The organism is Bacillus sp. JFL15, assembly GCF_001184225.1.
GTDB classification, from domain to species: domain Bacteria; phylum Bacillota; class Bacilli; order Bacillales; family Bacillaceae; genus Bacillus; species Bacillus siamensis.
In genome coordinates this window covers 2,340,487-2,366,612 of record NZ_KQ236689.1, presented here as the reverse complement: position 1 = coordinate 2,366,612, position 26,126 = coordinate 2,340,487, and the positions used below count along the sequence as shown (strand labels likewise).

General features: G+C 46.4%; 25 protein-coding genes and 3 pseudogenes. 12 read left to right on the top strand and 16 right to left on the bottom strand.

Annotation, left to right across the window (positions count from 1 at the left end; genetic code table 11):
- Positions 1-17 precede the first annotated feature (17 nt).
- A complete protein-coding gene (locus AD710_RS11795; protein WP_016936772.1) occupies positions 18-533 on the bottom strand; it encodes a type 1 glutamine amidotransferase domain-containing protein in 516 nt (171 codons plus the stop codon).
- 220 nt (positions 534-753) lie between these two features.
- On the opposite strand from AD710_RS11795, the gene AD710_RS11790 reads away from it, so the two are divergent.
- The 3 genes from AD710_RS11790 to AD710_RS11780 all read left to right on the top strand — a co-directional run bounded on the left by AD710_RS11790 (position 754) and on the right by AD710_RS11780 (position 7,142).
- Entirely contained in the window at positions 754-5,046 is a 4,293-nt protein-coding gene (locus AD710_RS11790) for a multifunctional 2',3'-cyclic-nucleotide 2'-phosphodiesterase/3'-nucleotidase/5'-nucleotidase (RefSeq protein WP_156187167.1), read from the top strand.
- Between the two features lie 198 nt (positions 5,047-5,244).
- The gene (locus AD710_RS11785) at positions 5,245-6,384 is read left to right on the top strand and encodes a YibE/F family protein (RefSeq protein WP_049628095.1); all 1,140 of its coding nucleotides are present in this window, start codon (positions 5,245-5,247) and stop codon (positions 6,382-6,384) included.
- On the top strand, positions 6,381-7,142 hold the full coding sequence (locus tag AD710_RS11780) for a YibE/F family protein (protein ID WP_047476487.1): 762 nt from the start codon (positions 6,381-6,383) through the stop codon (positions 7,140-7,142). The genes AD710_RS11785 and AD710_RS11780 overlap by 4 nt, the downstream gene beginning before the upstream one ends.
- A 39-nt stretch (positions 7,143-7,181) precedes the next feature.
- Here AD710_RS11780 and AD710_RS11775 read toward each other — a convergent pair whose 3' ends face one another.
- Together AD710_RS11775 and AD710_RS19190 are read right to left on the bottom strand one after the other, a co-directional pair.
- Positions 7,182-7,847, bottom strand: a complete 666-nt coding sequence (locus tag AD710_RS11775; RefSeq protein WP_016936776.1) for an NAD(P)H-dependent oxidoreductase — start codon at positions 7,845-7,847, stop codon at positions 7,182-7,184.
- Positions 7,848-7,978: 131 nt separating this feature from the next.
- Positions 7,979-8,106: pseudogene (locus tag AD710_RS19190) on the bottom strand (trehalose operon repressor); the annotation flags it as partial.
- A gap of 70 nt (positions 8,107-8,176) precedes the next feature.
- On the opposite strand from AD710_RS19190, the gene AD710_RS11770 reads away from it, so the two are divergent.
- The 3 genes from AD710_RS11770 to AD710_RS11760 are packed head-to-tail and all read left to right on the top strand — an operon-like array spanning position 8,177 to position 9,141.
- Positions 8,177-8,437 (top strand): spore germination protein, encoded by a 261-nt coding sequence (locus AD710_RS11770; RefSeq protein WP_007408496.1) that lies wholly within the window; start codon positions 8,177-8,179, stop codon positions 8,435-8,437.
- Positions 8,438-8,451: 14 nt separating this feature from the next.
- Complete coding sequence (locus AD710_RS11765; protein ID WP_003155595.1) at positions 8,452-8,694, top strand: spore germination protein; 243 nt, start codon at positions 8,452-8,454, stop codon at positions 8,692-8,694.
- A 15-nt stretch (positions 8,695-8,709) separates the two neighbouring features.
- Entirely contained in the window at positions 8,710-9,141 is a 432-nt protein-coding gene (locus AD710_RS11760; protein WP_049628094.1) for an Hsp20/alpha crystallin family protein, read from the top strand.
- Between the two features lie 9 nt (positions 9,142-9,150).
- On the opposite strand, the gene AD710_RS11755 is transcribed toward AD710_RS11760, so the two are convergent.
- Positions 9,151-9,528 (bottom strand): DnaJ family domain-containing protein, encoded by a 378-nt coding sequence (locus AD710_RS11755; protein ID WP_047476476.1) that lies wholly within the window; start codon positions 9,526-9,528, stop codon positions 9,151-9,153.
- Positions 9,529-9,775: 247 nt separating this feature from the next.
- Here AD710_RS11755 and AD710_RS11750 point away from each other — a divergent pair, with 247 nt between their 5' ends.
- On the top strand, positions 9,776-11,713 hold the full coding sequence (locus tag AD710_RS11750; protein WP_049628093.1) for a lipoteichoic acid synthase: 1,938 nt from the start codon (positions 9,776-9,778) through the stop codon (positions 11,711-11,713).
- 40 nt (positions 11,714-11,753) lie between these two features.
- Here the strand turns inward: AD710_RS11750 and AD710_RS11745 are convergent, their stop codons facing one another.
- Together AD710_RS11745 and nagE are read right to left on the bottom strand one after the other, a co-directional pair.
- On the bottom strand, positions 11,754-12,197 hold the full coding sequence (locus AD710_RS11745; protein ID WP_032870670.1) for a YfmQ family protein: 444 nt from the start codon (positions 12,195-12,197) through the stop codon (positions 11,754-11,756).
- A 128-nt stretch (positions 12,198-12,325) separates the two neighbouring features.
- A complete protein-coding gene (nagE, locus tag AD710_RS11740) occupies positions 12,326-13,702 on the bottom strand; it encodes an N-acetylglucosamine-specific PTS transporter subunit IIBC (RefSeq protein WP_049628092.1) in 1,377 nt (458 codons plus the stop codon).
- 165 nt (positions 13,703-13,867) lie between these two features.
- Between nagE and map the strand changes: the two genes are divergently transcribed.
- The 4 genes from map (at position 13,868) to AD710_RS19185 (ending at position 15,536) form a co-directional block, all read left to right on the top strand.
- The gene (gene map / locus AD710_RS11735; RefSeq protein WP_049628091.1) at positions 13,868-14,617 is read left to right on the top strand and encodes a type I methionyl aminopeptidase; all 750 of its coding nucleotides are present in this window, start codon (positions 13,868-13,870) and stop codon (positions 14,615-14,617) included.
- 56 nt (positions 14,618-14,673) lie between these two features.
- Complete coding sequence (locus tag AD710_RS11730; protein ID WP_003155607.1) at positions 14,674-14,985, top strand: DUF3243 domain-containing protein; 312 nt, start codon at positions 14,674-14,676, stop codon at positions 14,983-14,985.
- Between the two features lie 81 nt (positions 14,986-15,066).
- Positions 15,067-15,222 carry a hypothetical protein gene (locus AD710_RS19585; protein ID WP_015417022.1) on the top strand — a complete coding sequence of 52 codons (156 nt, stop codon included), beginning with the start codon at positions 15,067-15,069 and terminating at the stop codon, positions 15,220-15,222.
- Positions 15,223-15,401: 179 nt separating this feature from the next.
- Positions 15,402-15,536, top strand: a complete 135-nt coding sequence (locus tag AD710_RS19185) for a YflJ family protein (RefSeq protein WP_003155609.1) — start codon at positions 15,402-15,404, stop codon at positions 15,534-15,536.
- A 39-nt stretch (positions 15,537-15,575) separates the two neighbouring features.
- Here the strand turns inward: AD710_RS19185 and AD710_RS11725 are convergent, their stop codons facing one another.
- Positions 15,576-16,235 (bottom strand): MOSC domain-containing protein, encoded by a 660-nt coding sequence (locus AD710_RS11725; protein WP_016936783.1) that lies wholly within the window; start codon positions 16,233-16,235, stop codon positions 15,576-15,578.
- A gap of 67 nt (positions 16,236-16,302) precedes the next feature.
- Between AD710_RS11725 and AD710_RS11720 the strand changes: the two genes are divergently transcribed.
- The gene (locus AD710_RS11720; protein ID WP_049628090.1) at positions 16,303-16,575 is read left to right on the top strand and encodes an acylphosphatase; all 273 of its coding nucleotides are present in this window, start codon (positions 16,303-16,305) and stop codon (positions 16,573-16,575) included.
- Here the strand turns inward: AD710_RS11720 and nosA are convergent.
- The 9 genes and pseudogenes from nosA to AD710_RS20070 all read right to left on the bottom strand — a co-directional run.
- A complete protein-coding gene (gene nosA / locus AD710_RS11715; RefSeq protein ID WP_049628089.1) occupies positions 16,569-17,660 on the bottom strand; it encodes a nitric oxide synthase in 1,092 nt (363 codons plus the stop codon). The genes AD710_RS11720 and nosA overlap by 7 nt on opposite strands.
- Before the next feature lie 123 nt (positions 17,661-17,783).
- On the bottom strand, positions 17,784-18,578 hold the full coding sequence (locus tag AD710_RS11710) for an MBL fold metallo-hydrolase (RefSeq protein ID WP_049628088.1): 795 nt from the start codon (positions 18,576-18,578) through the stop codon (positions 17,784-17,786).
- A 51-nt stretch (positions 18,579-18,629) separates the two neighbouring features.
- Positions 18,630-19,928, bottom strand: coding sequence for an Mg(2+)/citrate complex secondary transporter CitM (locus tag AD710_RS11705; protein WP_049628087.1), 1,299 nt, complete (start codon positions 19,926-19,928; stop codon positions 18,630-18,632).
- Between the two features lie 193 nt (positions 19,929-20,121).
- Positions 20,122-21,084: a tripartite tricarboxylate transporter substrate binding protein gene (locus AD710_RS11700; RefSeq protein WP_049628086.1), complete on the bottom strand. Its 963-nt coding sequence runs from the start codon at positions 21,082-21,084 to the stop codon at positions 20,122-20,124.
- Between the two features lie 12 nt (positions 21,085-21,096).
- Entirely contained in the window at positions 21,097-21,777 is a 681-nt protein-coding gene (locus tag AD710_RS11695; RefSeq protein ID WP_016936789.1) for a response regulator, read from the bottom strand.
- Positions 21,774-23,378, bottom strand: a complete 1,605-nt coding sequence (locus tag AD710_RS11690; RefSeq protein WP_049628085.1) for a sensor histidine kinase — start codon at positions 23,376-23,378, stop codon at positions 21,774-21,776. The genes AD710_RS11695 and AD710_RS11690 overlap by 4 nt, the downstream gene beginning before the upstream one ends.
- A 180-nt stretch (positions 23,379-23,558) precedes the next feature.
- Positions 23,559-23,840: pseudogene (locus AD710_RS19180) on the bottom strand (exosporium glycoprotein BclB-related protein); the annotation flags it as partial.
- Between the two features lie 250 nt (positions 23,841-24,090).
- Positions 24,091-24,369 carry a hypothetical protein gene (locus tag AD710_RS11680; RefSeq protein ID WP_049628083.1) on the bottom strand — a complete coding sequence of 93 codons (279 nt, stop codon included), beginning with the start codon at positions 24,367-24,369 and terminating at the stop codon, positions 24,091-24,093.
- A gap of 537 nt (positions 24,370-24,906) precedes the next feature.
- Positions 24,907-26,115, bottom strand: a pseudogene (locus tag AD710_RS20070) (exosporium glycoprotein BclB-related protein); the annotation flags it as partial.
- Positions 26,116-26,126 lie beyond the last annotated feature (11 nt).

The following is a 26,126-nucleotide window of genomic DNA, read 5'->3' as shown; positions in this document are numbered from 1 at the left end:
CGGCGCTCCGCTTTTTATTATGCAAGCAGTTTTAATGATTCGCGGTTGAATGCCGGAATGTCATCCGGTGTGCGGCTTGTGACCAGCTGGTTCTGGCAGACGACGACTTCTTCATCCACCACATTTGCGCCTGCGTTTTCCATGTCAATACGGATGGATGTAAATCCTGTCGCTTTGCGCCCGTCCAATGCTTTCGCGTTGATGAGAAGCTGAGGGCCGTGACAGATGGCGAAAACCGGTTTTTTATCATCCATAAACGCTTTGGCAAATTTGACGAAACGGTCATCCGCACGCAGCATGTCAGGTGAGAATCCGCCCGGGATCAGCAATGCGTCAAAGTCTTTCGGATTCACATCATCGATGGACGCATCCACTTTCACTTCCGCTTCCCCTTGTTTGCCTTTGACTGTTTTTCCTTTTTCCTGTTCAATCACTGTTAATTCATGACCCGCATCTTTAAAAGCTTTCGCAGGTTCCGTATATTCGACGTCCTCAAAATAATCCGTTAATACAACTGCAATTTTTTTACCCATAGTTACTACCTCCTGCTTGATGAAGTCTACATAAATCCATGTACCCCAGCCACACTAACATCAAACATAAAAGACTCATTTGCCGCCCATTCGTTTTACATAGGTCATTATCCTCATTTTTCTTCTTTTTACAAGAATCATCATGAAATCTATATAAACTTTCACAAAATATTCTTACAATGGTACTGCATGACAAAATTTGTTGAAAGGTGGAGAACAGGTGAGAATACAGAAAAGACGATGCAGCGTCAATAAGACTCTCCGTATTCTGCTGCCCCTAGTTATGATACTTAGTCTAATCCTCCCAATCACACCCATTAAAGCAGAAGAAAACAAATCCTCCAGTGTGAATCTCAGCATTTTAGCGACAACTGACGTTCACGCCAATATGATGGACTACGATTACTACAGCGACAAACCGACAACGGAATTCGGGCTGGCCCGAACGGCTCAGCTCATTGCGAAACACAGAAGCGAAAATCCGAATACGCTGCTTGTCGATAACGGAGACCTGATTCAGGGGAATCCCCTCGGAGAATACGCTGTAAAATATCAGAAAAACGAGATCATTTCAGGCGCAAAGACCCATCCGATTATTGAAGTGATGAATAGTCTGCACTATGACGCAGGAACACTCGGCAATCATGAATTTAATTACGGGCTGGATTTTCTGGACGGGACGATGAAAGGCGCTGATTATCCGATCGTCAACGCCAATGTGAAAACATTGAGCGGTGAAAACCGTTATACGCCTTATGTCATAAAAAACAAAACCGTCACGGATGAAAACGGCGGAAAACACCAGCTAAAAGTCGGCTACATCGGCTTTGTCCCTCCCCAAATCATGACGTGGGATAAAAAAAATCTTGAAGGACGCGTTCAAGTCGAGGACATTGTGGAATCCGCGAAGAAAACCGTTCCGAAAATGAAAGCTGAAGGTGCTGATATCGTCATCGCCCTCGCCCACAGCGGCATCGAAAAAAAAGCACAGTCCTCCGGTGCGGAAAATGCCGTTTTTGATCTGGCAACGAAAGTCAGCGGAATTGACGCGATCGTATCAGGCCATCAGCACGGTCTGTTCCCCGATGCTGAATACAAAGGCGCTGATCAATTCGACGTCGATAAAGGCACCATTAACGGCATCCCCGTTGTCATGTCAAGCAGCTGGGGCAAATATGCGGGCGTCATCGACCTCCGGCTTGCAAAAACAGACGGCGCATGGCATGTGGAAAGTGGGAAAGGCAGGATCGAGCCGATTGCCGGCAATGTGACTTCGGAAAACGAAACCGTCGTCAATACCGTCAAAAAAGCGCATGAAAGCACACTGCAATACATCAGAGAACCCGTCGGCCAGACAAAAGCCGATATCAACAGTTTTTTCGCCCAAGTCAAAGATGATCCGTCCATTCAAATCGTGACGGATGCGCAAAAATGGTACGCCGAAAATAAGATGAAAGATACGGAATATAAAGATCTGCCAATCCTCTCGGCGGGCGCTCCGTTTAAAGCCGGCGGGCGGAACGGTTCAAACTACTATACAAACATTTCCGCAGGTGACCTCGCCATCAAAAATATCGGCGATTTATACCTGTATGACAACACGGTACAGATCGTCAAGCTGAACGGCAGCGAAGTGAAAGACTGGCTTGAAATGTCCGCAGGGCAATTTAATCAGATCGATCAGGCAAAAGGCGGCAGCCAAGCGCTTTTAAATGACGCCTACCGCTCATACAATTTTGATGTCATTGACGGCGTCACCTATCAGGTCGATGTCACTAAACCGGCGAAATACAACGAAAACGGAACAGTCATTCATCCCGATGCAAGCCGGATCGTCAACCTTTCTTACCAAGGAAAGCCCGTCAGCGCCAAGCAGGAATTTCTGATCGTCACAAATAATTACCGCGCTTCAGGAGGCGGAGGATTTCCTCACTTAAGCAATGATAAAATCGTATACTCATCAGCCGATGAAAACAGGCAGGTCTTAATGGATTACATCATCCAGCAGAAAACAATTAATCCGCAGGCTGATCATAACTGGTCCATCCTTCCGGTCAAAGGGACGAACCTGACATTTGAATCCTCCTTGGCTGCAAAGCCGTTTGCCGACCGCGCAGATGACGTCGCCTATATCGGAAAATCACAAAATGCCGGCTACGGACAGTACAAGCTCCAGTTCAAAGATGATGAACCGGGCACAGATCCGCCGAAAGATGACGCATGGAAGCTCACCGTTATGCATACAAACGACACGCACGCCCACCTTGATAACGCGGCGAGGCGAATGACGAAAATCAAAGAAATCAGAGGCGAAACCGACCGCAGCATTCTGCTTGATGCGGGAGACGTTTTCTCAGGCGATCTCTATTTTACGAAGTGGCAGGGGCTTGCTGATTTAAAATTGATGAACAGCATGGGCTACGACGCAATGACCTTCGGAAATCATGAATTTGATAAAGGCCCGGGTGCTCTCGCCAGCTTCCTGAGCGGGAACGGAAGCGCGGCTGACCCGTCCGGAAAATACAATTTCCAAGCGCCTGACTTTCCGCTCGTCAGCTCAAATGTCGATGTGTCCAAAGAGTCAAAACTCAGACCATTCATGAAAAAAGCAGACACCTTTACGGCAGGGAAAAAGAAAAAAGCAGGCATCTATCCATACATTCTGCTTGATGTAAACGGAGAAAAAGTGGCCGTATTCGGCTTAACGACAGAAGATACGTCCGTCACATCAAGCCCGGGAAAAAGCATTGTCTTTCATGATGCCTTCCAATCCGCACAAGATACGGTAAAAGAGATACAGAACAAGGAACATGTCAATAAAATTATCGCCCTGACCCATATCGGGCATCAGCGTGATCTCGCTCTCGCCAAAAAAGTAAAAGGCATCGACTTAATCGTCGGCGGACATACGCATACGCTTGTAGATAAAATGGAGATTGTCAAAAACGAAGAGCCGACCATCGTCGCCCAGGCAAAAGAATACGGCGAATATTTAGGCCGGGTGGATGTCGCATTTGACAAAAACGGGGTCGTCCTGCCGGAACAATCCTCTCTTCAAGCCCTGCCGGTGAATGAGCAGACGAAAGAAGATCCGGATCTGAAAACAGAGCTTGATCCGTTTAAAAAAGAGCTCATCTCCGTTAAAAATGAAAAAGTCGGCTCAACGAAAGTTGCGCTTGACGGCCGGCGCGAGCATGTCCGCTCTAAAGAAACCAATCTCGGAAACTTCATCGCGGACGGCATGCTGCAAAAAGCGAAGGAAGCCGCCGGCGCCCAGATCGCGATCACAAACGGGGGCGGCATCCGCGCGGGCATTGATAAAGGAGACATCACACTCGGTGATGTGCTGAATGTGATGCCGTTCGGCAACACGCTTTACGTCGCGGATTTAACCGGGAAACAGATCAAACAAGCCCTGGAACAAGGGTTAAGCGGAATTGAGGCTCAAGGGGGCGCCTTCCCTCAAGTTGCCGGTTTAACATACACGTTTACACTGAATAAAAAGCCGGGACACCGCGTTCTTCAAGCTGCGGCCGTGCAGGATGACGGCAGCGTAAAGCCGATTTCTGATAAGAAAACATACAGAGTCGCCACCAGTAATTTTGTCGGCGAAGGCGGAGACGGATATTCCGTCTTTAACGAAGCGTCCCATAAAGAAGACCTTGGCTTTGTCGACTATGAGGTCTTCATCGAACAGCTTGAAAAAGCGGGAAAAGCGGTGGAACCGAAAGTTGACGGCCGCGCGCAAGAAGTATACCTGCCGACAAAGCAAAAGAACGGCTCGTGGACGCTTGAAGATGACAGCGCATTTGCGGCTTATGCCAAAAACGCCAATACACCGATCGTATACTACGACAAGAATGACGGCGCCAAAAAGCCGATTGATCTCAGCGTAACCAAAAAACAGATCGGCCTGTTAAAGGACAGAACATCTGATTCTTCCCTTACGATCCTGCATGACAAGTTCAGCATGAAAATGCCGATGGCAAACGCTGCAGCTGATGAGACACGGTTCGGCGTGACGCCGAAAAAGAAAGTTAGCGGCGCGCTTTCAAACGTATACGACTTTACAATGAAGCAGAAAAACAAAGACATCAAAACATTCAAAGCGCCTGTAAAGCTTACCATGCGCATTGAGAATACGAAAAAGGCGAAACAGCCGGGCATTTATCACATAGACCGGAAAAAGAACGCCTATACAAAAACAGACAACGGATCGGTTTCACACGATCTCGTCACGGGCTATACCAATCATTTCAGTGAATACGCGATATTAAACGCAAACACGAAGAGCTCGCCGCCGACAAGCGGAGATCACGGCTCCGGAAAGCAGCCAAACGGCCAAAACCCTTCATCCGGCCAAGCGCAGGACGGAGTATCGCCGGGCGGCCTGCTTCCTGATACAGCCACAGCGATGTATTCCATCCTCCTTGCCGGGTTTCTCATCAGCGCGCTCGGAACGGCACTGTATCTGTATCAAAGAAGAAAAGCAAAAAAAGTGAACGAAGCATAAAAAGTGAACGAAGCATAAAAAGGCCGCTTTTCTCGGGCGGTTCTCCCAAAAGCTCTCCTGATCTGATGTCAGGGGAGCTTTTCCCGGTCCGCCTTCTGAATCGACAGCGGTACGGCCGAATGATAAAATATGAGCGTTATTTATGCAGCAGCTGCATAGCTTGACACTTCACGGCGGGGCCTGTTTGGAGGACTTTTTTTGAAAATAACAAAAAACAAACGAAACAGCATGACTTACAAAATAAAGCTGTTTTACGTGATAACAGCGCTTTGCTGTATCAGCTCGCTCATTTTCGTCAATTACAACGCTTCTTTTTATGAGCGCCCGATGGCCAAAGTGACGAAAACAGCATTGGAACACCAGTCTGATGTGCAGGACATGCACAAAAACAAAGATAAGATTTTCAGTCAGACGATTACAGCCAAACTTGAAAACGGCAGTCAAAAAGGAAAGCTCATTCATTTGTCCAATCAGTATTCCTCATCCGGAGCGAATGATCAAAAATATCAGCCCGGCGATGAAGTATTCGTGTCAATTGATAAAGGGAAAACATCAAGTAAGGATATATCCGGAAGCATTATAGATAAAAAACGGGATAAACAGCTTTTGCTGATTTCTTGGATTTTCATATTCACCTTACTGATCGTCGGCAAAAAACAAGGCTTCTTTTCGATCATCAGCCTGATGTTTAACGCTGTTTTATTATCTTATGCATTAGATTTATACCGAAAGCACCCGAATATCGGGCTGATTTTCATCTGCGGTATCTGTATTCTCATCTTTACTGTCATTTCATTGCTGCTTGTCAGCGGTTTTCACGCGAAAACATATGCCGCCATAGCCGCGACGCTCGCAGGCACTTTTGTCTCCCTGCTCATTACGTATTTGGTGATGGCGGCAACCGGAGAAAAAGGTCTCAGATATGAAGAAATGCAGTATTTAACCCGTCCTTATCACACGGTGTTCATGGCCGGAGTATTTATCGGATCACTGGGAGCGGTCATGGATGTGGCCATTACCATGACGTCATCTGTCTTTGGATTATATGAAGAAAACAAGAGTATCTCATTACAAGCACTCAAACGTTCCGGAATGGAGATCGGAAAAGACATCATGGGGGCGATGACCAACATTCTGTTTTTTGCTTATATCAGCGGCTCTATACCGATGATGCTTTTGTATTTGAAAAATGATTCCCCGATAGGATTCACTCTTTCTATGAACATTTCCTTGGAAATAGCCAGAGCATTGGCCGGGGGAATCGGAATTGTATTAACCATCCCCGCCAGTCTGTATGCTTCTGTCTTTTTTATTAAACGAAAGAAGGCAAGCTCATGAATGTCATCGTAATTCTTGCGGCGATTTTATTTCTATTGATGGTTCTCATCGGCGGTAAAAAGGGAGCGAGGTCTTTTATTGCGCTATTTTTAAATTTCGGCGTTCTCTTTCTCACCATCATTTTAATGACAGACCCGCACATCAATCCGATTGTTTTAACATTGCTCTCTTCCGCCGCGATTTGCAGCATTACACTTTTTTATATTAACGGGGGTAACGTCAAAACCGTAACCGCCTTTATTTCTGCCATGCTGACGATCGTATTGATGCTGTTTTTTATTCTGGCCGTCACGAAACAGACTTCGATTCAAGGGTTTGGTGAAGAAGAACTGGGTGATATCGGCATATTCACACTTTTTGTCGGGGTGGATTTTGTGAAGGTTACCGCGGCTATGATCATTATGGGCACGATAGGAGCAATTACCGATGTCGCGATCTCCATTACATCACCGATGAGAGAGATTTACAGCTACAACCCGTCCATGAGCCGAAAAGATCTGTACAAATTTGGTTTAAGCATCGGGAGAGATATTTTAGGAACGAATACGAATACGTTATTCTTTGCTTTTTTCGGCAGCTATTTGGCTTTAATTATCTGGTTTAAAGACTTATCATACTCTGCTGAAAAAATAGTGAACTCAAAAGTCTTCAGCGCGGAAGCCGTCACCATTCTTTGCGCCGGCGTCGGGATCGGCATCATCATTCCCGTTACGTCCTGGATCACCGCCTGTTTTTTAGCGAAACAGACGAAACGTTAAAAGCTGCCGGGAAAATCCCGGCAGCTTTTTTTATTGATTTTATACCCACTTTACAACGTCTTTTGCGGCAGATCTTGTTTTCGGACGCGGTTCTCTGACACGGTAACCGAATGCGGCCATGACAGAGATGTCGAAACTTCCGTTTTCCAGAAGTCCTTCTTCCTCAAGGATCCGGTGGATTTCTTTGTAGTTGAAGCCTTCTACAGGGCAAGAGTCGATTCCGATCTGCGCCGCGGCTGTCATCATATTGCCAAGTGCGATGTATGTCTGTTTTGAAGCCCAGTCAAACAGCGCTCGATCTGATTCAAGCAGATTGAAATCATTTTTCTGGAAATCTTCTGTTTTGCTGATATAGCCTTCATACATATCTTCCGGCATTTTTTTGACTTCCTTCAAGTGGTTTTTGACATAATCGGCGTCAAAACGGATATCCTTTGCCGTCCGGGCAAGCAGAAGTACGAAGTGGCTTGCAGTCGGCAGCTGCTTTTGCGCGCCCCATGTGAACTCGCGGAGTTTTTCACGAAGCTCCGGGTTTTGAACGACGACAAATTTCCAAGGCTCCAAACCGAGTGAGCTTGGGGACAGTCTTCCCGTTTCTAAAATGAATTCAAAATCGCTTTCTGAAATTTTTTTCTCAGGATCAAATTCCTTTGTGGCGTGTCTGAATTGATACGCTTCGATGATCTGCTGTTTTTTATCTGACATCATGATCTCTCCTTTTTATCTCGTTATGTACTATTGTAGCCATTATTTTTGAAAGTACCAGTACGCACATTTTTGTTGGATAGTATTCATTTTGATACTGACAAAAAAACGGCTGCCGCGGCAATCCGTTTTTATTTTTCTCTTCTCGCAAAGCCGACGAAACGGAATGTATCGAGCCTGTGCCGGCTTTCCGTTACTGAAAGAAGCTGGTGTCCTCCAAAAAGACACGGTTTTTCACGACTGCCATATGGCTGAATCCGGGCGAAATTCACAACAGGAGCGCAAAAAGCATACAGTACTGTACAACTAAGTTAAAGAGGTGTGAAGAGATGCCATCCACTGTTATCAACCTGTACTATCTGAAGATTAACAGTATTTCTGGCAACGGATCTATTACGATTGGGGAAGCGGCATACAACAGTCCCACCACAAACAACAAATCACAAGGACTGAACTCTTCATTCGGCGATACGTCACCTATAGAATCGATGATGGAGAACTTGTTAAATGATCCTGATGTAAACGACCAGACAGCCATCGGAACCGCAGATACCGCAAATATTACACCGGTGCCGCCCATTATAGATTAAAGGGGTTTTTATGAATGCCTTACCAAATTAACGTCGTCAATATAAAAGTAAACGGAGCCACCCAAAACGGAAACGTCGATATCGGTCAGACCGTACAAAACAGCCATACCGCCAACAGCAAATTTGTCGGCGCGAACTTTTCTTTAGGAGACTTTTCACCGGCCGCCGGATGTTTGAATTCGGGCCATCTTGACCCTGATGTGAGCGACCAGGATCAGATCGCCAACCCGTCAATGCCGATCGCAAATCAAATATAAGGGGGGTTTGCTGAAGTGGATATCGAAAAAATGAGAAAGTGGCTTGAGATTACGAACGAGCACAAGCCCAGCGACTTTTGGACCAATGTCCTGAAACGGAAATCTCCCGAAGAATTTTTCTCCTTACAAAAAAACACCCTGGTTTATGATATCTATCAGGATGAACAGCACACATTTGTCATTGTGGAAATGCCCGGCGTTTACGAAGAAGAATTGACATTGAGGCTGGTGTCAAGAACGCGGCTGCATATAAAAGGAAACATCACTCCCCTTTTTCCAAAGGACATGAGGATCTGCCAAAATCGGTATTACGGAGAAATTGATGAGACGATTGAACTTCCTGAACCGGCTGAGCCCCATCTGCTGCAGGCGCAGTGCATGAACGGCCTGCTCCACATTTCCTATCCGCGCCTTATGGAGTACATTCCTTTTCAGCAGAAAATATAAGGAACCGGTTTACGGACGGTTCAGGCGTCTGTACACTTTCTCCTTATAATGAGAAGATGCGGGTTCTGAGAACATGTCTCTCTCCTCCGTCAGCTTGTCGAGTCTGACTTGTTTTTCCGTCCGTTTGTTCCGCAGGTGATCCAGCTCCGTTTCATTGCGGCACTTGGCGATCAAATAATCGAGCGTCATCAGCTCTTTCTTCAGCGCGCCCTCATCCTCGGCGATCCCGGCATTTTTCAACAGGCGGTAGCCCATTCTGAGCGACTCCGGAAGATGTGCGGCATCGTCTTTCGGCAGGGGCTTTCCCATGCCTTTGATGCCGGCGAATTCTCCGTCCTTAATGGCGCGCTTGATTTTATCTTCAGCCACGATATGGGCAATATCCATCACTTGTTACCTCCTTTTTTCAATTAGACCGGATCATATCCATACAAAAATCCTGATCCCATTTTGTTCCATTCGGATTTTTCATAGCCGGCTTTCAACAGATAAACCGCCGTTGCGACAGCGTTTTTCTCCCTTTTTCCGATGAGCCTTTTCCACCTTTTCTATTTGCTGGTTTCATGGTATATTGATTACGTTCGTTTTTTCTATCGTTCCGTGTAAACCGTGATCGGAAAAAAGGAGTGTAACAATGAAAACATTTATAAAAGAAAGAGGACTTGCCTTCTTCTTGATAGCGGTCGTGTTATTGTGGGTGAAAACATATGCTGCTTATATTTTAAACTTTAACCTCGGCATAGACAACACGATCCAGAAAATATTGCTTTTTGTGAATCCGCTGAGCTCCGGCCTGTTCTTTCTTGGATTTGGACTTCTTTTCAAGAAAAAATTACAGCAGACAGCCATTATTGTGATTCATTTTTTATTGTCTTTTTTGCTTTATGCAAACATCGTCTATTATAGATTCTTTAATGATTTCATTACCATCCCGGTCATGATGCAGGCAAAAACAAACGGCGGCCAGCTCGGAGACAGCGCGTTCTCATTAATGAGATGGACAGATGTCTTCTACTTCCTGGATACCGTCATTTTGATTATTTTGGCCCTTAAGATGAAAAAACCGGCTGAAAAACCGGCGAAGAAATCATTCAGAATCGTTTTGGCTTCCGCCGTGCTTGTGTTCCTGATCAACCTCGCCGTAGCGGAAACCGACCGTCCTGAGCTTTTGACACGCTCATTTGACCGTAACTATCTGGTGAAATACTTGGGCACGTACAACTTTACGATTTACGATGCCGTGCAGAATGTGAAGTCAAACAGCCAGCGCGCCCTTGCCGATTCAAGCGATGTTACGGATGTGGAAAACTATATGAAGGCCAACTATGACGTGCCGAACAACGTCTACTTCGGAAAAGCCGAAGGAAAAAACGTCATCTACGTCTCATTAGAGTCTCTGCAGTCCTTCATCATTGATTACAAAATTAACGGCAAGGAAGTGACGCCGTTTTTAAACAAACTGGCGCATGACAATCAAACATTCTACTTTGATAACTTTTTCCACCAAACGGGACAAGGTAAAACATCAGATGCGGAATTTATGATGGAGAACTCTCTGTACCCGCTCTCGCAAGGTTCGGTTTTCGTCAATAAAGCGCAAAACACGCTGCAGTCCGTTCCTGCGATTTTAAAAGGCAAAAACTACACGTCTGCCGCTTTCCACGGAAATACGCAGACTTTCTGGAACCGTAACGAAATGTACAAAGCGGAAGGCATCGATAAGTTTTTCGATTCTGCTTATTATGACATGAGCGAAGAGAATACGAAAAACTACGGCATGAAAGACAAACCGTATTTCAAAGAATCCATGCCGCTCTTAAAGAGCCTGCCGCAGCCGTTCTATACGAAGTTCATTACGCTGTCAAACCACTTCCCGTTCGGGATGGATAAAGAAGACACGGACTTCCCGGCGGGAGACTTTGGCGATTCGGTCGTCAATAACTACTTCCAGTCCGCGAACTATCTGGATGAATCAATCGAACAGTTCTTTAACGACCTGAAAAAAGACGGCCTGTATGATAAATCGATTATTGTGATGTACGGAGACCACTACGGCATCTCTGAAAACCATGATAAAGCGATGGCGAAAGTGCTTGGCAAAGATGAGATCAATGAATACGATAATGCCCAGCTTCAGCGGGTTCCGCTCTTTATCCACGCTCCAGGCGTGAAGGGCGGCCGCAATCATAAATTTGCCGGCGATGTCGATGTCGCGCCGACCGTTCTCCATCTGCTCGGCGTCGATACGAAAGATTATCTCATGTCAGGTTCTGATATCTTATCGAAAGAGCACAGAGAAGTGATTCCGTTCCGTAACGGCGACTTTATCTCACCGAACTACACGAAAGTATCCGGCAAGTATTACGATACGAAAACCGGAAGACTTTTAGATGATTCAGAAGTCGACAAAAAAGAAGACTCACTCGTCAAGACTGAGCTTGAAATGTCTGATAAAATCATCAACGGAGATCTGCTTCGCTTCTATCAGCCGAAAGGCTTCAAGAAAGTGGATCCTTCAAAAATCGATTATACAAAGCGTGAAGATTCTTCAGCAGATGATCAAAAAGAATAAACAAAAGCCAGATCATATCAATGATCTGGCTTTTTTATGTTCAGCTCCCGGCAGCGGCCATAGAGCGCTTTTGCAGGCTGTCGGAAAGAACCGAATAAGCGACGACTTTCTTTTTCTGCTGTTTGACGACATCTACATGATCTTCGTAGCTGTATACAAATACCGTCATATCTTTTTTCCCTTTTCTCGTCTTAATGACAAGCGGGTCGGCTCCATTCTGCGGATGAAGATACCGCTCTTCATCACCTGGGTATATATAATGCCGTTCGATAAATACGGCTTCGTTAAAATCATCAATCACCCGGCGTTTGTCTTCGCCTTCCAGACGTTTTCCGCCGAGGGATACGGCAGCGGACGCGTCACTGAGCTTCGAATGGGTTTCAAATTTTCGGAGAATCCATTCCACCGCTCCGGTAGGAAGGCATGTCAGCACAATCTTAATCAGGCTTATGACAACAATTGAAACAACTGCAATCCACGTCACCTTACATCATCTCCATACTTGTTCTACATGAATCTTACCACAGGAGGAAACGTTGTTTTTTGTCCATTATGTGAAACTTGATATATGTTCAAAAAAACCCGGATCACATAGATGATTCGTGCTTCGGTCTACTTCTGACCGTCATGGCGGACGGCCTCTTTCAGCTCTTCTGCGACAAATTCGACGTTCGGCCCGATAATGACCTGCGCCGTTTTATTCCCCGTTTTGATAACCCCTTTTGCTCCCGCTTTTTTAAGTGCCGTCTCATTAATGAGGGATGTATCCTGAACGGTCAGTCTGAGGCGGGTCGCACAGTGATCAATCGTTTCGAGATTTTGTCTGCCGCCGAGCCCCTTGAGCATGGCATGTTCTTCAACCGAACCGGCCGTATCCTCACTAAGCACTTCTTCCTCTTCCTCATCATCTTCCCGTCCCGGCGTCTTCAAGTTTAACGATTTGATGAGCACGTAGAAGACGGCAAAATAGATTACCGCATAACAAAGCCCGACAACGAGCAGCAAAAGCGGTTTTTCCGCAATACCGTAGCTGAGAATATAATCGATCGCCCCCGCTGAGAACGAAAAGCCTGACCTGATGCCGAGAATATTGACGATAAATAAAGAGAACCCGGTTAATAAAGCATGAACTCCGTACAGAAGCGGTGATAAAAACATAAATGCAAATTCAATCGGTTCTGTAATTCCGGTAATAAATGCCGTCAGCGCAAGGCCGATCATCATCCCGGCCGTCGCTTTGCGCTTGCTTGGCTTAGCTGCGGCAATCATTGCCAGACAAGCGGCCGGAAGCCCGAACATCATAATCGGAAAGAATCCCGTCATATAAGTCCCGGCCGTCGGATCCTTCGCAAAGAAGCGGGCCAGATCTCCCGTTTTTCCGTGAAAATCGCCAAACTGGAACCAAAAAATATTATTCAGCACGTGATGAAGACCGAATGGAATTAAAAGCCGGTTAAAAATCCCGTAAATCCCGGCGCCGATGCCTCCGAGCCCGATCATCCATTCCCCGAATGACGTAATCACCGACTGAATCGGCGGCCACACAAAGCCGAAAATCCCGGCCAAAATAATGGTAATCAGCGCCGTTACAATCGGAACGAGCCTGCGCCCGCTGAAAAATCCGAGATATTCAGGCAGCTTCGTATCCTTAAAGCGATTATACGTGTATCCCGCAATTAACCCCGCGATAATCCCTCCGAAAACGGCCATATTATTTGTCGAATTGATTGATTTTACAGCCGCGTCCAGCATAATATAGGAAATTGCTCCCGACAGAGCGGCGGCCCCATTGCTGTCTTTTGAGATCCCGATCGCGATTCCGATCGCAAAAATCAGCGGCAAATGATCAAATACCGCTGTCCCCGCCGCATAAATGAACGGAATATTTAATAAATCCTCTCTGCCGATGGCCAAAATAATACCCACGGCGGGCAGAACGGCAATCGGAAGCATAAAGGATTTTCCGAGTTTTTGCAAAAATTGAAGCATTTTACCCATCCCCCTTCTTTTTTCTTAAATATATCACATAAGTTATCTAGTGATCTATACCAATTTTCCCTTCATTTATGCACATAAGGCTTGTTGGTTTTCTATTTATAAAGCAGTTGTGGTAAGCTTGAATCAGATGATTAAACATAGAAAGCGGGAATGACAATGATTGTAACGAACGATCAAGAATTAGAAGGTCTTAAAAAAATCGGCAGAATCGTCGCCCTGGCGCGTGAAGAAATGAAGAAAAAGGCAGAGCCCGGCATGAGCACGAAAGATCTTGACCTGATCGGAAAGGCGGTGCTTGACGAACACGGAGCCGCTTCCGCTCCGGAGAAGGAATACGATTTTCCCGGCGTGACATGCATCAGCGTAAATGACGAAGTCGCTCACGGCATTCCGAGCGCCTCTAAAATCTTAAAAGCCGGGGATCTTGTAAATATCGATATTTCGGCGGAGTTCGGCGGTTTTTATTCCGATACGGGAATTTCATTCGTGCTCGGAGAAGGCGAAGAACGTCTGCAAAAGCTTTGCAACTGCGCACAATCCGCGTTTCAAAAGGGACTGGATCAGGCAAAAGCCGGAAAACGCCAAAATCAGATCGGCAGAGCCGTCTACCATGAAGCCCGCTCCAACGGATTTACCGTCATTAAAACGCTGACGGGCCACGGAATCGGCAGAAACCTCCATGAAGCGCCGAACCACATCATGAATTACTACGATCCGTTTGATAACGCGCTGTTTAAAAACGGCACCGTGATCGCGCTTGAGCCGTTTATTTCCACGAAGGCTGAAACCATTGTTGAAGCGGGAGACGGCTGGACATATAAAACACCGGATAAAAGCCTTGTCGCCCAAGTGGAGCACACCATCGTCATCACAAAAGACAAACCGATTATTTTAACGGCATTGTAATGTTTCGTCTCCCTCCCAAACAGGTATACAACAACTAACCCGAAGGAGGGAGACGCATGAAAAAAGATAAAGAAAAAATCAAAATCGAAAACGAAATACACGCCATGCACGGCGTTACGAAACAGCAGATTTTAGAGGATTTCGAGGAATTTAAAGCGTACCTTCACCAGAAAATTTCCGCCGGAAAGAAACTAGGCCTGGATGACAGCAAAATCATCAAAAGCGCCGCCATCCTCGGGGACTATCTCGCCAAGCACGAGGAGCCCCGCAATGCGGAAGAAAAACTTTTACAAGAGCTGTGGGATATTGCGGATGACAATGAAAAACAGCATTTGGCCCAGCTTCTCGTCAAACTTGCCGGACACTGATACAGTGCCCGGCTTTTTATGTTTCGTGACAAGAGGTGTGCTACACTGGACATATGTCTGTGAAAGGAGCCATTTTTCAATATGTGGTTTATTATCTTCGGGTTTATTTTCTTTATTGAAAGCATCATTCTGACCGTTTACGGGGTGAAGAAAAAGAAGGGAATGCTGATTTATTTCGGCATCGTATTCGGAATCATGACACTCGGCACGGTGCTGTTAAAATTAACCGGCCACTAAGCATGAAAAGACCGCCCTTTACATATATATGTAAGAAAGCTTTACATCTCTGAATCGAAAGGCTCAGTTTTTGCTTTCCCCCTTTTCAGCGTCTTTTTATAGATGTTACAATGCCAAAAGTTTGGCAAAAACTGAAGAAACTCTCCCCTGCGGGAGAACGGAGAAAGGAGTTTTCTGACATGCATTATGGCAGTAAAGGCTGGTATGTAGAAGAATTAAAGAAAAAAGGAATTACCCACTATGAAGGAAGAAAGCTTCAAAGCTTCAAAAAGTATTTCCTTGCCAATCTGCTGGAAACAAAGAAACAAGCATAATGTCAATCAGCCGTGCTGTCAGTGCAGCACGGCTTTTTTCTATACATTCAAGAGCCTGTCTCTTTTTTTAAGGAAGGACTCCCTCCAGCTTTCTGACAGCGCTTCTTCCCGCAGGACTTCTTCAATTGCCGGCAGATTGCCTGAATCATGGTATTTCACTTCATTCGCATACCAGACGGAAATGCTTTCTTTGCCTCTCGACAAACGCTTGAGGACCGGATGCGGATCGACATATCCTTCTTCAATCACCCTGAAATAAAAGCCGGTAAATCCCGTCTGCTGTACACGGAGCACCATATCTTTGATGCCGTATTTGAGGGCGAGTTTGACGCAGGGCTGGCGCGGCTGGCTTACTTGCACGACGGCTTCGCCCAGCTGAAACACGTCTCCGAGCCATACGTCCTGTTCGGCCAGCCCTTTGACTGTTACATTCTCTCCGAACGCTGCGGCGGGCAGTTTTCTCGCAAGCGTTGTTTCCCAATATGAATAATGCTCGGCGGGATACACGCACACCGCTTTATCAGGGCCGCCGTGATTCTTCAGATCGGCTTGTCCGTCCCCCGCAAAATGGGTTTTATACAGCATGACGGGAGAATCCGCAGGCCGCTTGACGATGCCGGAATTGATTTGTCTGCCGGCAAATTCATGAATTGCCGGCATTCCGAGATTGATAGATAAGACAGAATAGTCTTGCGTCATCCCGTTCACATCCTTTGCGAAATATCATATTTATCCTTTATCATAGTAGGAAAAAGGTGGTTTTTCCATGCTTCAATATCATATGTTTGCAGACGGCCGGGTTCAAGGCGTCGGTTTTCGCTACTTCGTCCAGATGGAAGCAGACAGACATAAGATTACCGGCTGGGTCAAAAACCGCGATGACGGCCGGGTTGAAATCCCTGCCGAAGGCCCTGAAGAGTCGTTAAAACACTTTGCCGAAGCCGTCAGAAAAGGCAGCTCCTTCTCAAATGTAACAGGCGTAACCATCGAAGAATCACGCCATCTGAAAGGGTACCGCACCTTTTCCATCAGCTACTGATAAGGCTTGTCCTGATAAAAATAATTCGGCTTCACAATCGTATTGTCGTATGATTTATGGAAAATGTGGGTGGAAGCCGGCGAGATCGGCGGAATCAGCCAGGTCCAGTCTCCCGTCAGCTTTCTGCCCGCGTCTTGTTCCTGCTCTTCAAAACGCTTAAACTGATTTGCCGCCGTATGATGATCGACAATGCTGACACCGTGTTTTTTGTATGAATAGAGCACTGCCTTATTCAGTTCTACAAGCACCTGATCTTTCCACAGGTCGGTATTCAGGCTGGATGAAATCCCCATGGCCGACGCGATTTTTCTGAGCAGATCATACCGTTTCTCATCAGCAAGATTCCTTGCGCCGATTTCGGTTCCCATATACCAGCCGTTAAAAGGCGCCGCGTTGTACGACAGTCCGCCGATTTCAAGCCTCATATCGGCGATAATCGGAACCCCGTACCATTTGATATTCAAATCGGCAAACTCTTCAATATCAGGATGAGAGATCGGCACCTCTTTCACGAGAGCCTGAGGCAGGTCGTACCAAACGGGCTGCTCGTCCCCTTTCATCCGGAACAGCAGCGGCAAAATATCAAAATCGGTCCGCTTTCCGCGCCAGCCGAGTTTTTCGCAGACAGCCGTCAGCTCATACGATGCCGGATCGCCGATTCTTCCTTTTTCAGTCTCATATCCCGCATAGCGAATGAGCTGATGATTCCAGATTTCGACCTGTTTCTCCCCATTCTTCTCAGGAGGGAAAATCGTAATTGTCGGTTTAATTTTTCCGCCGTTCGTCGCGATTTCGATATGTTCAAATAAAGCGTCGCGCACCTCTTCTTTTGTATTCACGCCGCGCCGGTCAATGACGTTCAGCGATTGCCAGAACAGACGCCCGATACAGCGGTTGCTGTTGCGCCATGCCATTTTTGCCCCGTGTTCAAGCTCTTCCGCTGTATGGACGTAACTGCCCGTTCGATCTATCTCATCTTTTATCGCATGAAGACGCGCATTGATTTGCGATTCCATGCCGAGTTCCTGATAGCAGACCTCAATAAAATCCTTCGCCTCATCCCAGAGTAATTCCGTATGTTTCAAAAAACTCTCTCCTTCAATTTACATCTGCTTCCCATTGTATCGTTTTTAAGGGTGAACACAATGGTTTTTTTGTCTCATACTGGAAAGTGCAAAGAAAAAACACCTGTGATTTTCGCAGGTGTTTCACAAAACGGAATGCAGTTTTTCAGCCAGTGTAAGCAAATCATCACGGTAGTTTTTTCCTGACATCGGAATCCCGTGACCCGTCAAAAGCGCTTCCGGCTCCAGTTCGGCAAGTTTTTGAACGGATGCTGCCGCAGTCTGCGTATCCGCTGTGAAATAGGCGGGCGGCCCGTGAAGCTCTTGCTTTTGAATGACAACGTCCGCAAGGGATTCCTGCTCAACAGTGATCACGGCATCACCGGCAATCAAAACGCGGTCTTTCTCCCGGAATAATGAAATATGGCCGGTGGTGTGGCCGGGCGTATGAATCCATTTCCAATCTTCAAGCAATGGAACGGCGCCATCTGAAGGCAGCGCCTGAACGGACGGAATGCGGATCGTATGGCGGGGAAACAGCGGTGACAGCTTTGCGACAAGCCCTTTTTTCGCATCCGGCCTGGCAGGCGGATAATCCGCTTTTCCCGTGACGTACGGGAGCTCATGTTCATGAATATAAACCGGTACATCCCAATGCTTAAGCAGCTCTTCCATCGCACCGACATGGTCAAAATGGCCGTGCGTCAAAATGACGGCCTTCAGCTGATACCCCTGCCCGAACCGGCGTTTCATTTCATCTGTAATCATTTCCGCCGATTGCGGCATTCCCGCGTCAACAAGAATGATTTCCCCCGGAACTGAGGGATTTTCGATAAAGTAAACATTCGCAATCTGCACGGTCAGTCCGTAAACGCCGTCCGCCGCTTTAAAACCGACGCCGCTTTTAACCGAAAAAAGCGGCATAAACGGATCACTCATCATGGCACCTCCTCTGATGCCTTTAGTGTGCAACGAACAGGCTGTTTTATGTTAAAAAATCGTGATCGCGCCGATAAGAAGTGCAAAGGCAGTCATGACGATAACGGCAAGAACCGCCCATTTCATCGCAAATTTCTGATGCTCATCAATGGTTACCCCGGCAAGCCCGACTAATAAATGCGTCGACGGCACGAGCGGGCTTAACATATGAATCGGCTGGCCGATAATCGAAGCGCGGGCGATTTCCACCTTATCAACACCATACGCCACGGCGGTTTCGGACAAAATGGGCAGCACGCCGTAAAAATAGGCGTCATTGGGCATCAGAAATGTAAAAATACCGCTCGTTAAGGCAACAATCGCCGGAATAAATCCCCCCAGCTGCTCCGGAATAAGCGAAACGAGAGATATGGCCATTTCATCAACCATCTTCGTCCCCGTTAAAATTCCGGTAAACACGCCTGCGGCAAAAATCATCGACCCGATCGCAAGCACATTGCTCGAATGGGCTGAAATGCGCTCCCTTTGATCGTTAAGCTTCGGATAATTGACAATCAGCGCGATACAAAACGCGATGATGAACAGCACGGTTAAATTCACTTTTCCTGATACTAAAAACCCGACTAAAGAAAGCGTTAACAGTAAATTGAACCACCACAGTTTCGGCCGCTTCCATTCATCTTCCGCAGCCGCAGCCGTTTCATTTGTATGGGACGGCTGCTTTAATTCGATCACCCCGAGCCGTTTCCTTTCCATCCTTCCGAGTACATAAGCGACCGCAATCATACACACCATGCCGCTCGCAATAACAGGCAGCATCGGTCCCGTCAGCTCCGCCGGGTCCACGCCGAGCGCGCTCGCCGCACGCGGCGTCGCGCCGCCCCATGGGATCGTGTTCATAATCCCCATGCCGACCCCGGCGATTCCCGCTAAAATAATCGGACGGATTCCGAGCATAATATATAAAGGCAGCATTGCGCTAGTCGTAATCATATACGTCGTCGAACCGTCTCCGTCCAGCGCGACAAGCATGGTCAGCACGGCTGTTCCGACAACAATTTTGAGCGGATCGCCTTTGACCAGCTTTAAAATATGCGCAACCATCGGATCGAATAAACCGGTATCAATCATAATGCCGAAATAAAGAATCGCAAACATAATCATGACTGCAATCGGCGCCACCTGTTCAATACCGGAGATCATCATCCCGCCGACCCGGTTAAATGAAAAGCCGGCAATCAGCGCAAATACGATCGGCGTCAATACGAGCGCCGTTAACACCGAAAGCCGTTTTGTCATAATCAGCACCATAAAAACAACCATCATAAGAAAGCCTAAGATTGCTAACACAGTATGTCCCCCTTATTATGAATACGCTTACATTTTAAAGGCCCAATTCCCCTTTATCCGCCTTTTTGCTATATTATGAGAATTGCATATTGAAGTAAATATTTTGGATTTTAAAGATTTTTAATTTTTTATAACCTTTTCGTTCATTTTGTTCATTTATAATAAAAAAGGATTCCGCATGTCTGCGGAATCTTTATTTTTCGCTGCTCATCATTTCTTTATAAAACTCGGTCTGCTCTTCTAAAAAGTGTTTTGCGCTGCTGCTGTTTTTATAAAAGCTCTCCCAATCCTGTTTTTTCATCATTTGTTTCCACTCCGCAGATGAGGTAATCTGTTTCAAAGCCTGATCCCAATAAGCGATTTCGCCTTCGGTCATGTCTTTCGGTCCCATGATGCCTCTCCAGTGGGCAAAGACAAACGGCACCCCCTGTTCTTTCCATGTCGGGACATCGCTGAAGCCCGAAAGCCTTTTGTCAGAAGTAACGGCCGCTAATGTGATTTTCCCTTTTTGATAGGTGTCTCTCGCTTCTGAAATGGTCATCGAGGCGGCATCTATATCATGATTGATAAGAGCTTCAATGACTTCATTGCTGCTCCCGTATTGAAAAAAGCGGATATCAAACGGCGAAATTCCCGCCATTTCCGCGGCTCTCGCAAAGGAGAGCTGGTCATCATTTCCGAGACCGGGCGCAAATCCGATCTTTATGCCGCCCGGATGTGTTTTAATATCGCCGAGCAGCTGCTTTCCGCTTTTTATCTTTGAATCTTTCGGAAGAGCGACAGTCTGCCACTCTTTTGCAATAATCGCCAAAGGCGTAAAATCATCTGCCTTCAGCCGGCTTTGTCCTAAAATTTCATTGCTTAACAGCAGGCTTGAATTCATACTGATGACATCCGTTTTGCGTTCGTTTACATATTTCCAGCCGCTGTCTCCGCCTCCGCCGGGCTTATAGACAATCTTTACGGGCCGGTCTAATATATGCTTCCGCTCTATTACCGATTGCAAGGCTTTTGCCGTTACATCCCAGCCCCCTTGAGGCGCTGCGGGTACGACGATTTCAATCGGTCCTCCGGCTGAGCGGATGCCCGCCATCTGCCGTCCGTCAAATGAAACCAGCGCCGCCAGCAAAACAAGGAGCACTCCCAACCGCTTCATTTCTCCCATCCCTTATTCATGTGCTAAATAATATTTCCGTTCCGGCCTGCCGATAATGCCGTACTCTAATTCAGCGAGCGCTTCTTCCTGAGAAACGAGAAACTCGGCGTAGCGCCGCGCCGTTGTTCTGGAGGCCCCCATTTTTTCACCCAGTTCTTCAGCCGTCATCCCTTTTTCGGCAGTCCTGAGCGCGTTTTTGATTTTTTGAAGTGTAATAGAATTAATGCCTTTGGGCAGATCATTGAGCTGTTTTTGTTCTTTCTGGCCGCTTCCGAAAAACATATCGATGACGGACTGGCTCAGCTCCGGCTGTGAGTGCAGCCAATCTCTTTTTTCACGGTACTGCAAAAGCACTTCTGTAAATTTATGTGCCGAAACCGGCTTTATGACATAGTGGGAAACGCCTGATCTGAGCGCTTCCTGCAGCAATCTTGTTTCGGCAGAAGCCGTAATAATGATGATATCAACAGAAGGAAAACGGCAGCGGATGAGCGGCAACAAATCTGTCCCCAGCTCATCCGGCATATAAATATCCAAAAGCAGCAGATCAGGCTGCCGGTTCTCAAGCAGCGATATGGTGTCTTTGGCATTGATTGCTTTGCCGATGACATTGAATCCATCAAGATGTTCGATGAATTTTTCATGGATTTGCGCGATTCGAAAGTCGTCCTCTGCAATCGCGATATTAATCACACGGATTCCCCCTTTGGCCTTTCTTTCGGTATAAACACCGTAAATACGGCACCGCCGCTCTTTTGCTGTGAAATCTCTATCCATCCCTGCAATTCACTGACAGCTTCCTTCAGATTGGCTAAGCCGTATCCTCTCCTTGTCCCCTTTGAAGAGTATCCCTTTTCAAATATCGTTTCTGTTTTTTCCTGAGGCACCCCATCTCCCGAGTCCGCCACTTCTATGACAATATCCCTTCCGATATCAGTCATAAAAAAGGATACCTCTTTTTTCTCTTTTTCGGCGACGGCTTCGAAAGCGTTATCAATAAGATTTCCGATGATTGTAATGAGCTGGGATGAGCCCACATGCGCCGGCAGCGATTCTAAAAAGCTGTTTTCATCTATTGAAAGCTTCACTTTCTTCTCAGATGCCTTTCCCATTTTTCCTAATAGTATGGCCTGAACCCGCTGTGAATGAATGTTTTGAAAGAGGATTTCGTGCTGTTCATTCTGGATGGCGTACTCTTCTTTAATCAGTTCAATGGCTTCATCGTATTCTCCCAGTTCTAACAGACCGAGTATCGCGTAAAGCTTATTCGAGAATTCATGCGTTTGCGCACGGAGATCTTCCGAGTATTTTTTTATTTCAGTCAGCTCGTTAATCAGCTTCTTGAGCTCCGTTTTTTCGCGGAAGCTTATGACCGCTCCGTATACTTGCCCGGCCTGTCTCATCTCTTTTACGTTTAAGATAAACACTTTATCCCCGGCTCGCACCTCCACGTTCGGCGGTAATTCTCCGCCTGCAAAAACGGGCATGAGCCTTGCGCCCGGCATGATTTCTTTTATATGCCTTCCGATCATCGGTTCCGGAAGATGCAGCATATCAGCCGCAGACAAATTCATCATGGTCACCGCACCTTCTTTGTTTACGGCGATAATCCCTTCTTTAATCGCAAGGAGCATCGCATTTCGCTCCCGGTACAGCGCCGCAATTTCATGCGGTTCAAGGCCGAGTGTATCTTTACGGATGCTTTTTGCGAGCGCCGCCGCTCCCCCGATGCCGATAAGAAACACCAAACATGCAAAATAGCTTAAGTGCCGCAGATGCGCTTTCATATCTTTTTCTATCTCATCTTGCAGAAACTCGACTGTCACCGTTCCGACGACTTCGTTATGATTTTTTTCCTCCAGAATAACCGGTGCGCTTCCCCGGACGGCCTTCATTCCGTCAGAAACCGGAGCCCCGCCGAACATGACGGCTTTGTTTTTCAGATTTTGATTATCTTTCGGAATGCTGCTGCGATCCGAATGAAACACGGCACGCCCTTTTTGATCGGTAATGTAGACGGCGTGCGCACCTGCCTGTTCTTTCATTTGTTCAATGACGTCTAACTTTTTAAAAGCATTTTGATCCGCAAGCCGGAATGCCTCTTTTACAGGCGGCATGTATGATATGGTTTTTGCCGTCTGCACCGCCAGCTGTTCCGCCTGCTTCTGGCCTTCCTTTAATTGCTGAAAGGCAAATATAACGGTGAGCGTTCCGATGACAAGTATTAATAAAGCCGTAATTAATCCGGCAATTTTCATTTGCAGAGAGACATAAAACCGTTTCTCTTCCAACACAGCACCAGCCGTCCTTTCCTCCTAAAATCATACCACTTTTTATATCCTTATTTTTTATTTTTAAGAATTTTCGTGATCTTTTTCTCTTGCCGATTTTCAAAAAGGATGATAGGCATATTTTCACTTTTGAGGATTTATGTAACAAAAAAAGAAAGCTGACCGAAGTGAGCCTTCTTTCTATCAGGAAATCTCAACTCCCGCGCTTGCGTATCCCGCCACTGTATTAATAAGAGAAAGACCTGTCGCAGTGGCGGAGAATACCATTAACAGCCGGGTTTGAGGAGTTACTGTAATGTTCAGCCCTGTAGTGATTCCGTTGCTGATGCTGCCGATTGACAATACGCCGGTAAGGGCAGGAGCTAAAGTGACGGATGCTCCGGGAATCGGCGTGAACGTATTGTTCGGCACAGTGGAACTGTATAATTGTGCAGTTATGGTGATAGACGATCCGGCAGGGCTCACCGTTCTGATTAATCAGCCGGCAATAATTTTAGGAAGAATAGGACAAAGAAGCATACGAACACGACAGACATACTGCAACTTTATCTCTTAGAATAGGCAAATAGACAGACTGCGTCTGCCTTTTCGTTATGCTATGTAATAGATACTGTTTCCAAAAAAGACTATATACAGACCGAATAGATTATTAAAAAAGAGGCCAACCACTGCCGTCAGAGATAAGATCGAAACATTTTTTATTCTTCAAAACATATCACACTATCCAAACTATAATTGAAGCAATAATACAGAGAGCTGCAATAAGCAGAGAAACCAATTTATAGATGAAAAGATGGAACATCTCAGGTAATATAAACTTTAAAAATTTGAAAACCGACAAACCAAGTACACCAAAAAAAAAAAGAATACCGGAACCATCTGATATCATTTCCGAGAAAAATTTTTCATCCTTTTCTTTTGCAAACGCAAAAGCAGTAGCTGTTACGGATAAAATTAAAAGTGCAATGGTTACTAAGACTTTTACTAAAATCATATTACTCTCCTATTTATACAAAATGATCAAAAACCAAATATATCCCCTTATAATAATACAATTCTATAATTCCTACTATTAAAGATTTTCTTTTTTTACTTAAGAAAACATACAACAAAAAACAATAAAAAACTTTTTCACTAGACTTCAAAAAAAATTATCGGCTTATAAATATGTTTTCTCTATTATTTTTAAACACCTTCACTTCCAACTTGTTTATTTATGCTTGTTGGCATTGGCTTTAAGGTAAGTGGAATAAGTAAATAAAACGCCCACCCACCATGCCGTGCTTGATCGCCTTTTGATGATGTTTCACACCTCTGGTACAACGGATGATCTCGACTCATTAAAAACATCGTCATCTCTTTAAGATACTGATTATCTTCCGGGCATGAAAACAAATAAATACTTCTTTTGGCTGTCGGGAAATACCCGTCATCTTTTATTTACTCAGAAAGACGAAAAAACAAAAAAGCTTGAAGAAAAGTGATTTCTTCTCCAAGCTTAGATGATTCACACCAGTCTGGCCGTTTTCGCTCAAGAAATCGTAACTCCCGCGCTTGCGTATCCCGCTACCGTGTTAACAAGGGAAACACCTGACGCAGTGGCGGAGAATACCATTAACAGCCGGGTTTGAGGAGTTACCGCAATGTTCAGCCCTGTAGTGATTCCGTTGCTGATGCTGCCGATTGACAATACGCCGGTAAGGGCAGGAGCTAAAGTGACGGATGCTCCGGGAATCGGCGTGAACGTATTGTTCGGCACAGTGGAACTGTATAATTGTGCAGTTATGGTAACAGTCGAGCCGACAAGCGACAATGCTGCGGTGGTACTGAAATAGGCGGCAATTGATGTAATGGTTCCGCTTCTCGGAGCAGAAAAAGCAAAATTCAGCAGAGTCCCTCCGGCTCCGGTAAGATCAATTGCGCCTCCCCCTCCGACATTGACGCCCGTCACAGAACTGCCGAACCCGACAAGGCTCACCGTTCCGATTAATCCGCCGGCAATCGTGGTCACGGCAGTCGGAAGACCTGAAGCATAAGGAATGATCGCGCCTGCTCCGGTTACACCAGTTACTCCGGTTGCTCCTGTTATTCCTGTCGCTCCGGTTATGCCCGTTACTCCTGTTGCTCCGGTTACTCCGGTTGTCCCTGTTAACCCAGTTGCTCCAGTTATCCCAGTTGCTCCAGTTACTCCGGTTGCTCCGGTTAAACCTGTTGCTCCTGTTATTCCAGTTGCTCCGGTTAAACCTGTTGCTCCGGTTAAACCTGTTGCTCCGGTTAACCCGGTTGGACCTGTTATCCCAGTTGCTCCCGTTACCCCGGTTGCTCCTGTTATTCCAGTTGAGCCAGTCATCCCAGTTGCTCCTGTTACTCCTGTCGCTCCGGTTATCCCTGTTGCTCCTGTTATTCCAGGGGCTCCCGTTACTCCGGTTGCTCCCGTTACTCCGGTTGTTCCTGTTACCCCGGTTGTTCCTGTTATCCCTGTTGCTCCCGTTACTCCGGTTGCTCCCGTTACTCCGGTTGCTCCGGTTACACCAGTTGCTCCTGTTGCTCCTGTTATTCCAGTTGCTCCCGTTACTCCAGTTGAGCCGGTTATGCCCGTTACTCCTGTCGATCCGGTTATTCCGGTGGCTCCTGTCACCCCGGTCGCGCCCGTTACTCCGGTTGCACCGGTTATCCCTGTTGCTCCCGTTACTCCGGTTGCTCCCGTTACTCCGGTTGCTCCGGTTAAACCTGTTGCTCCTTCCTGTTATT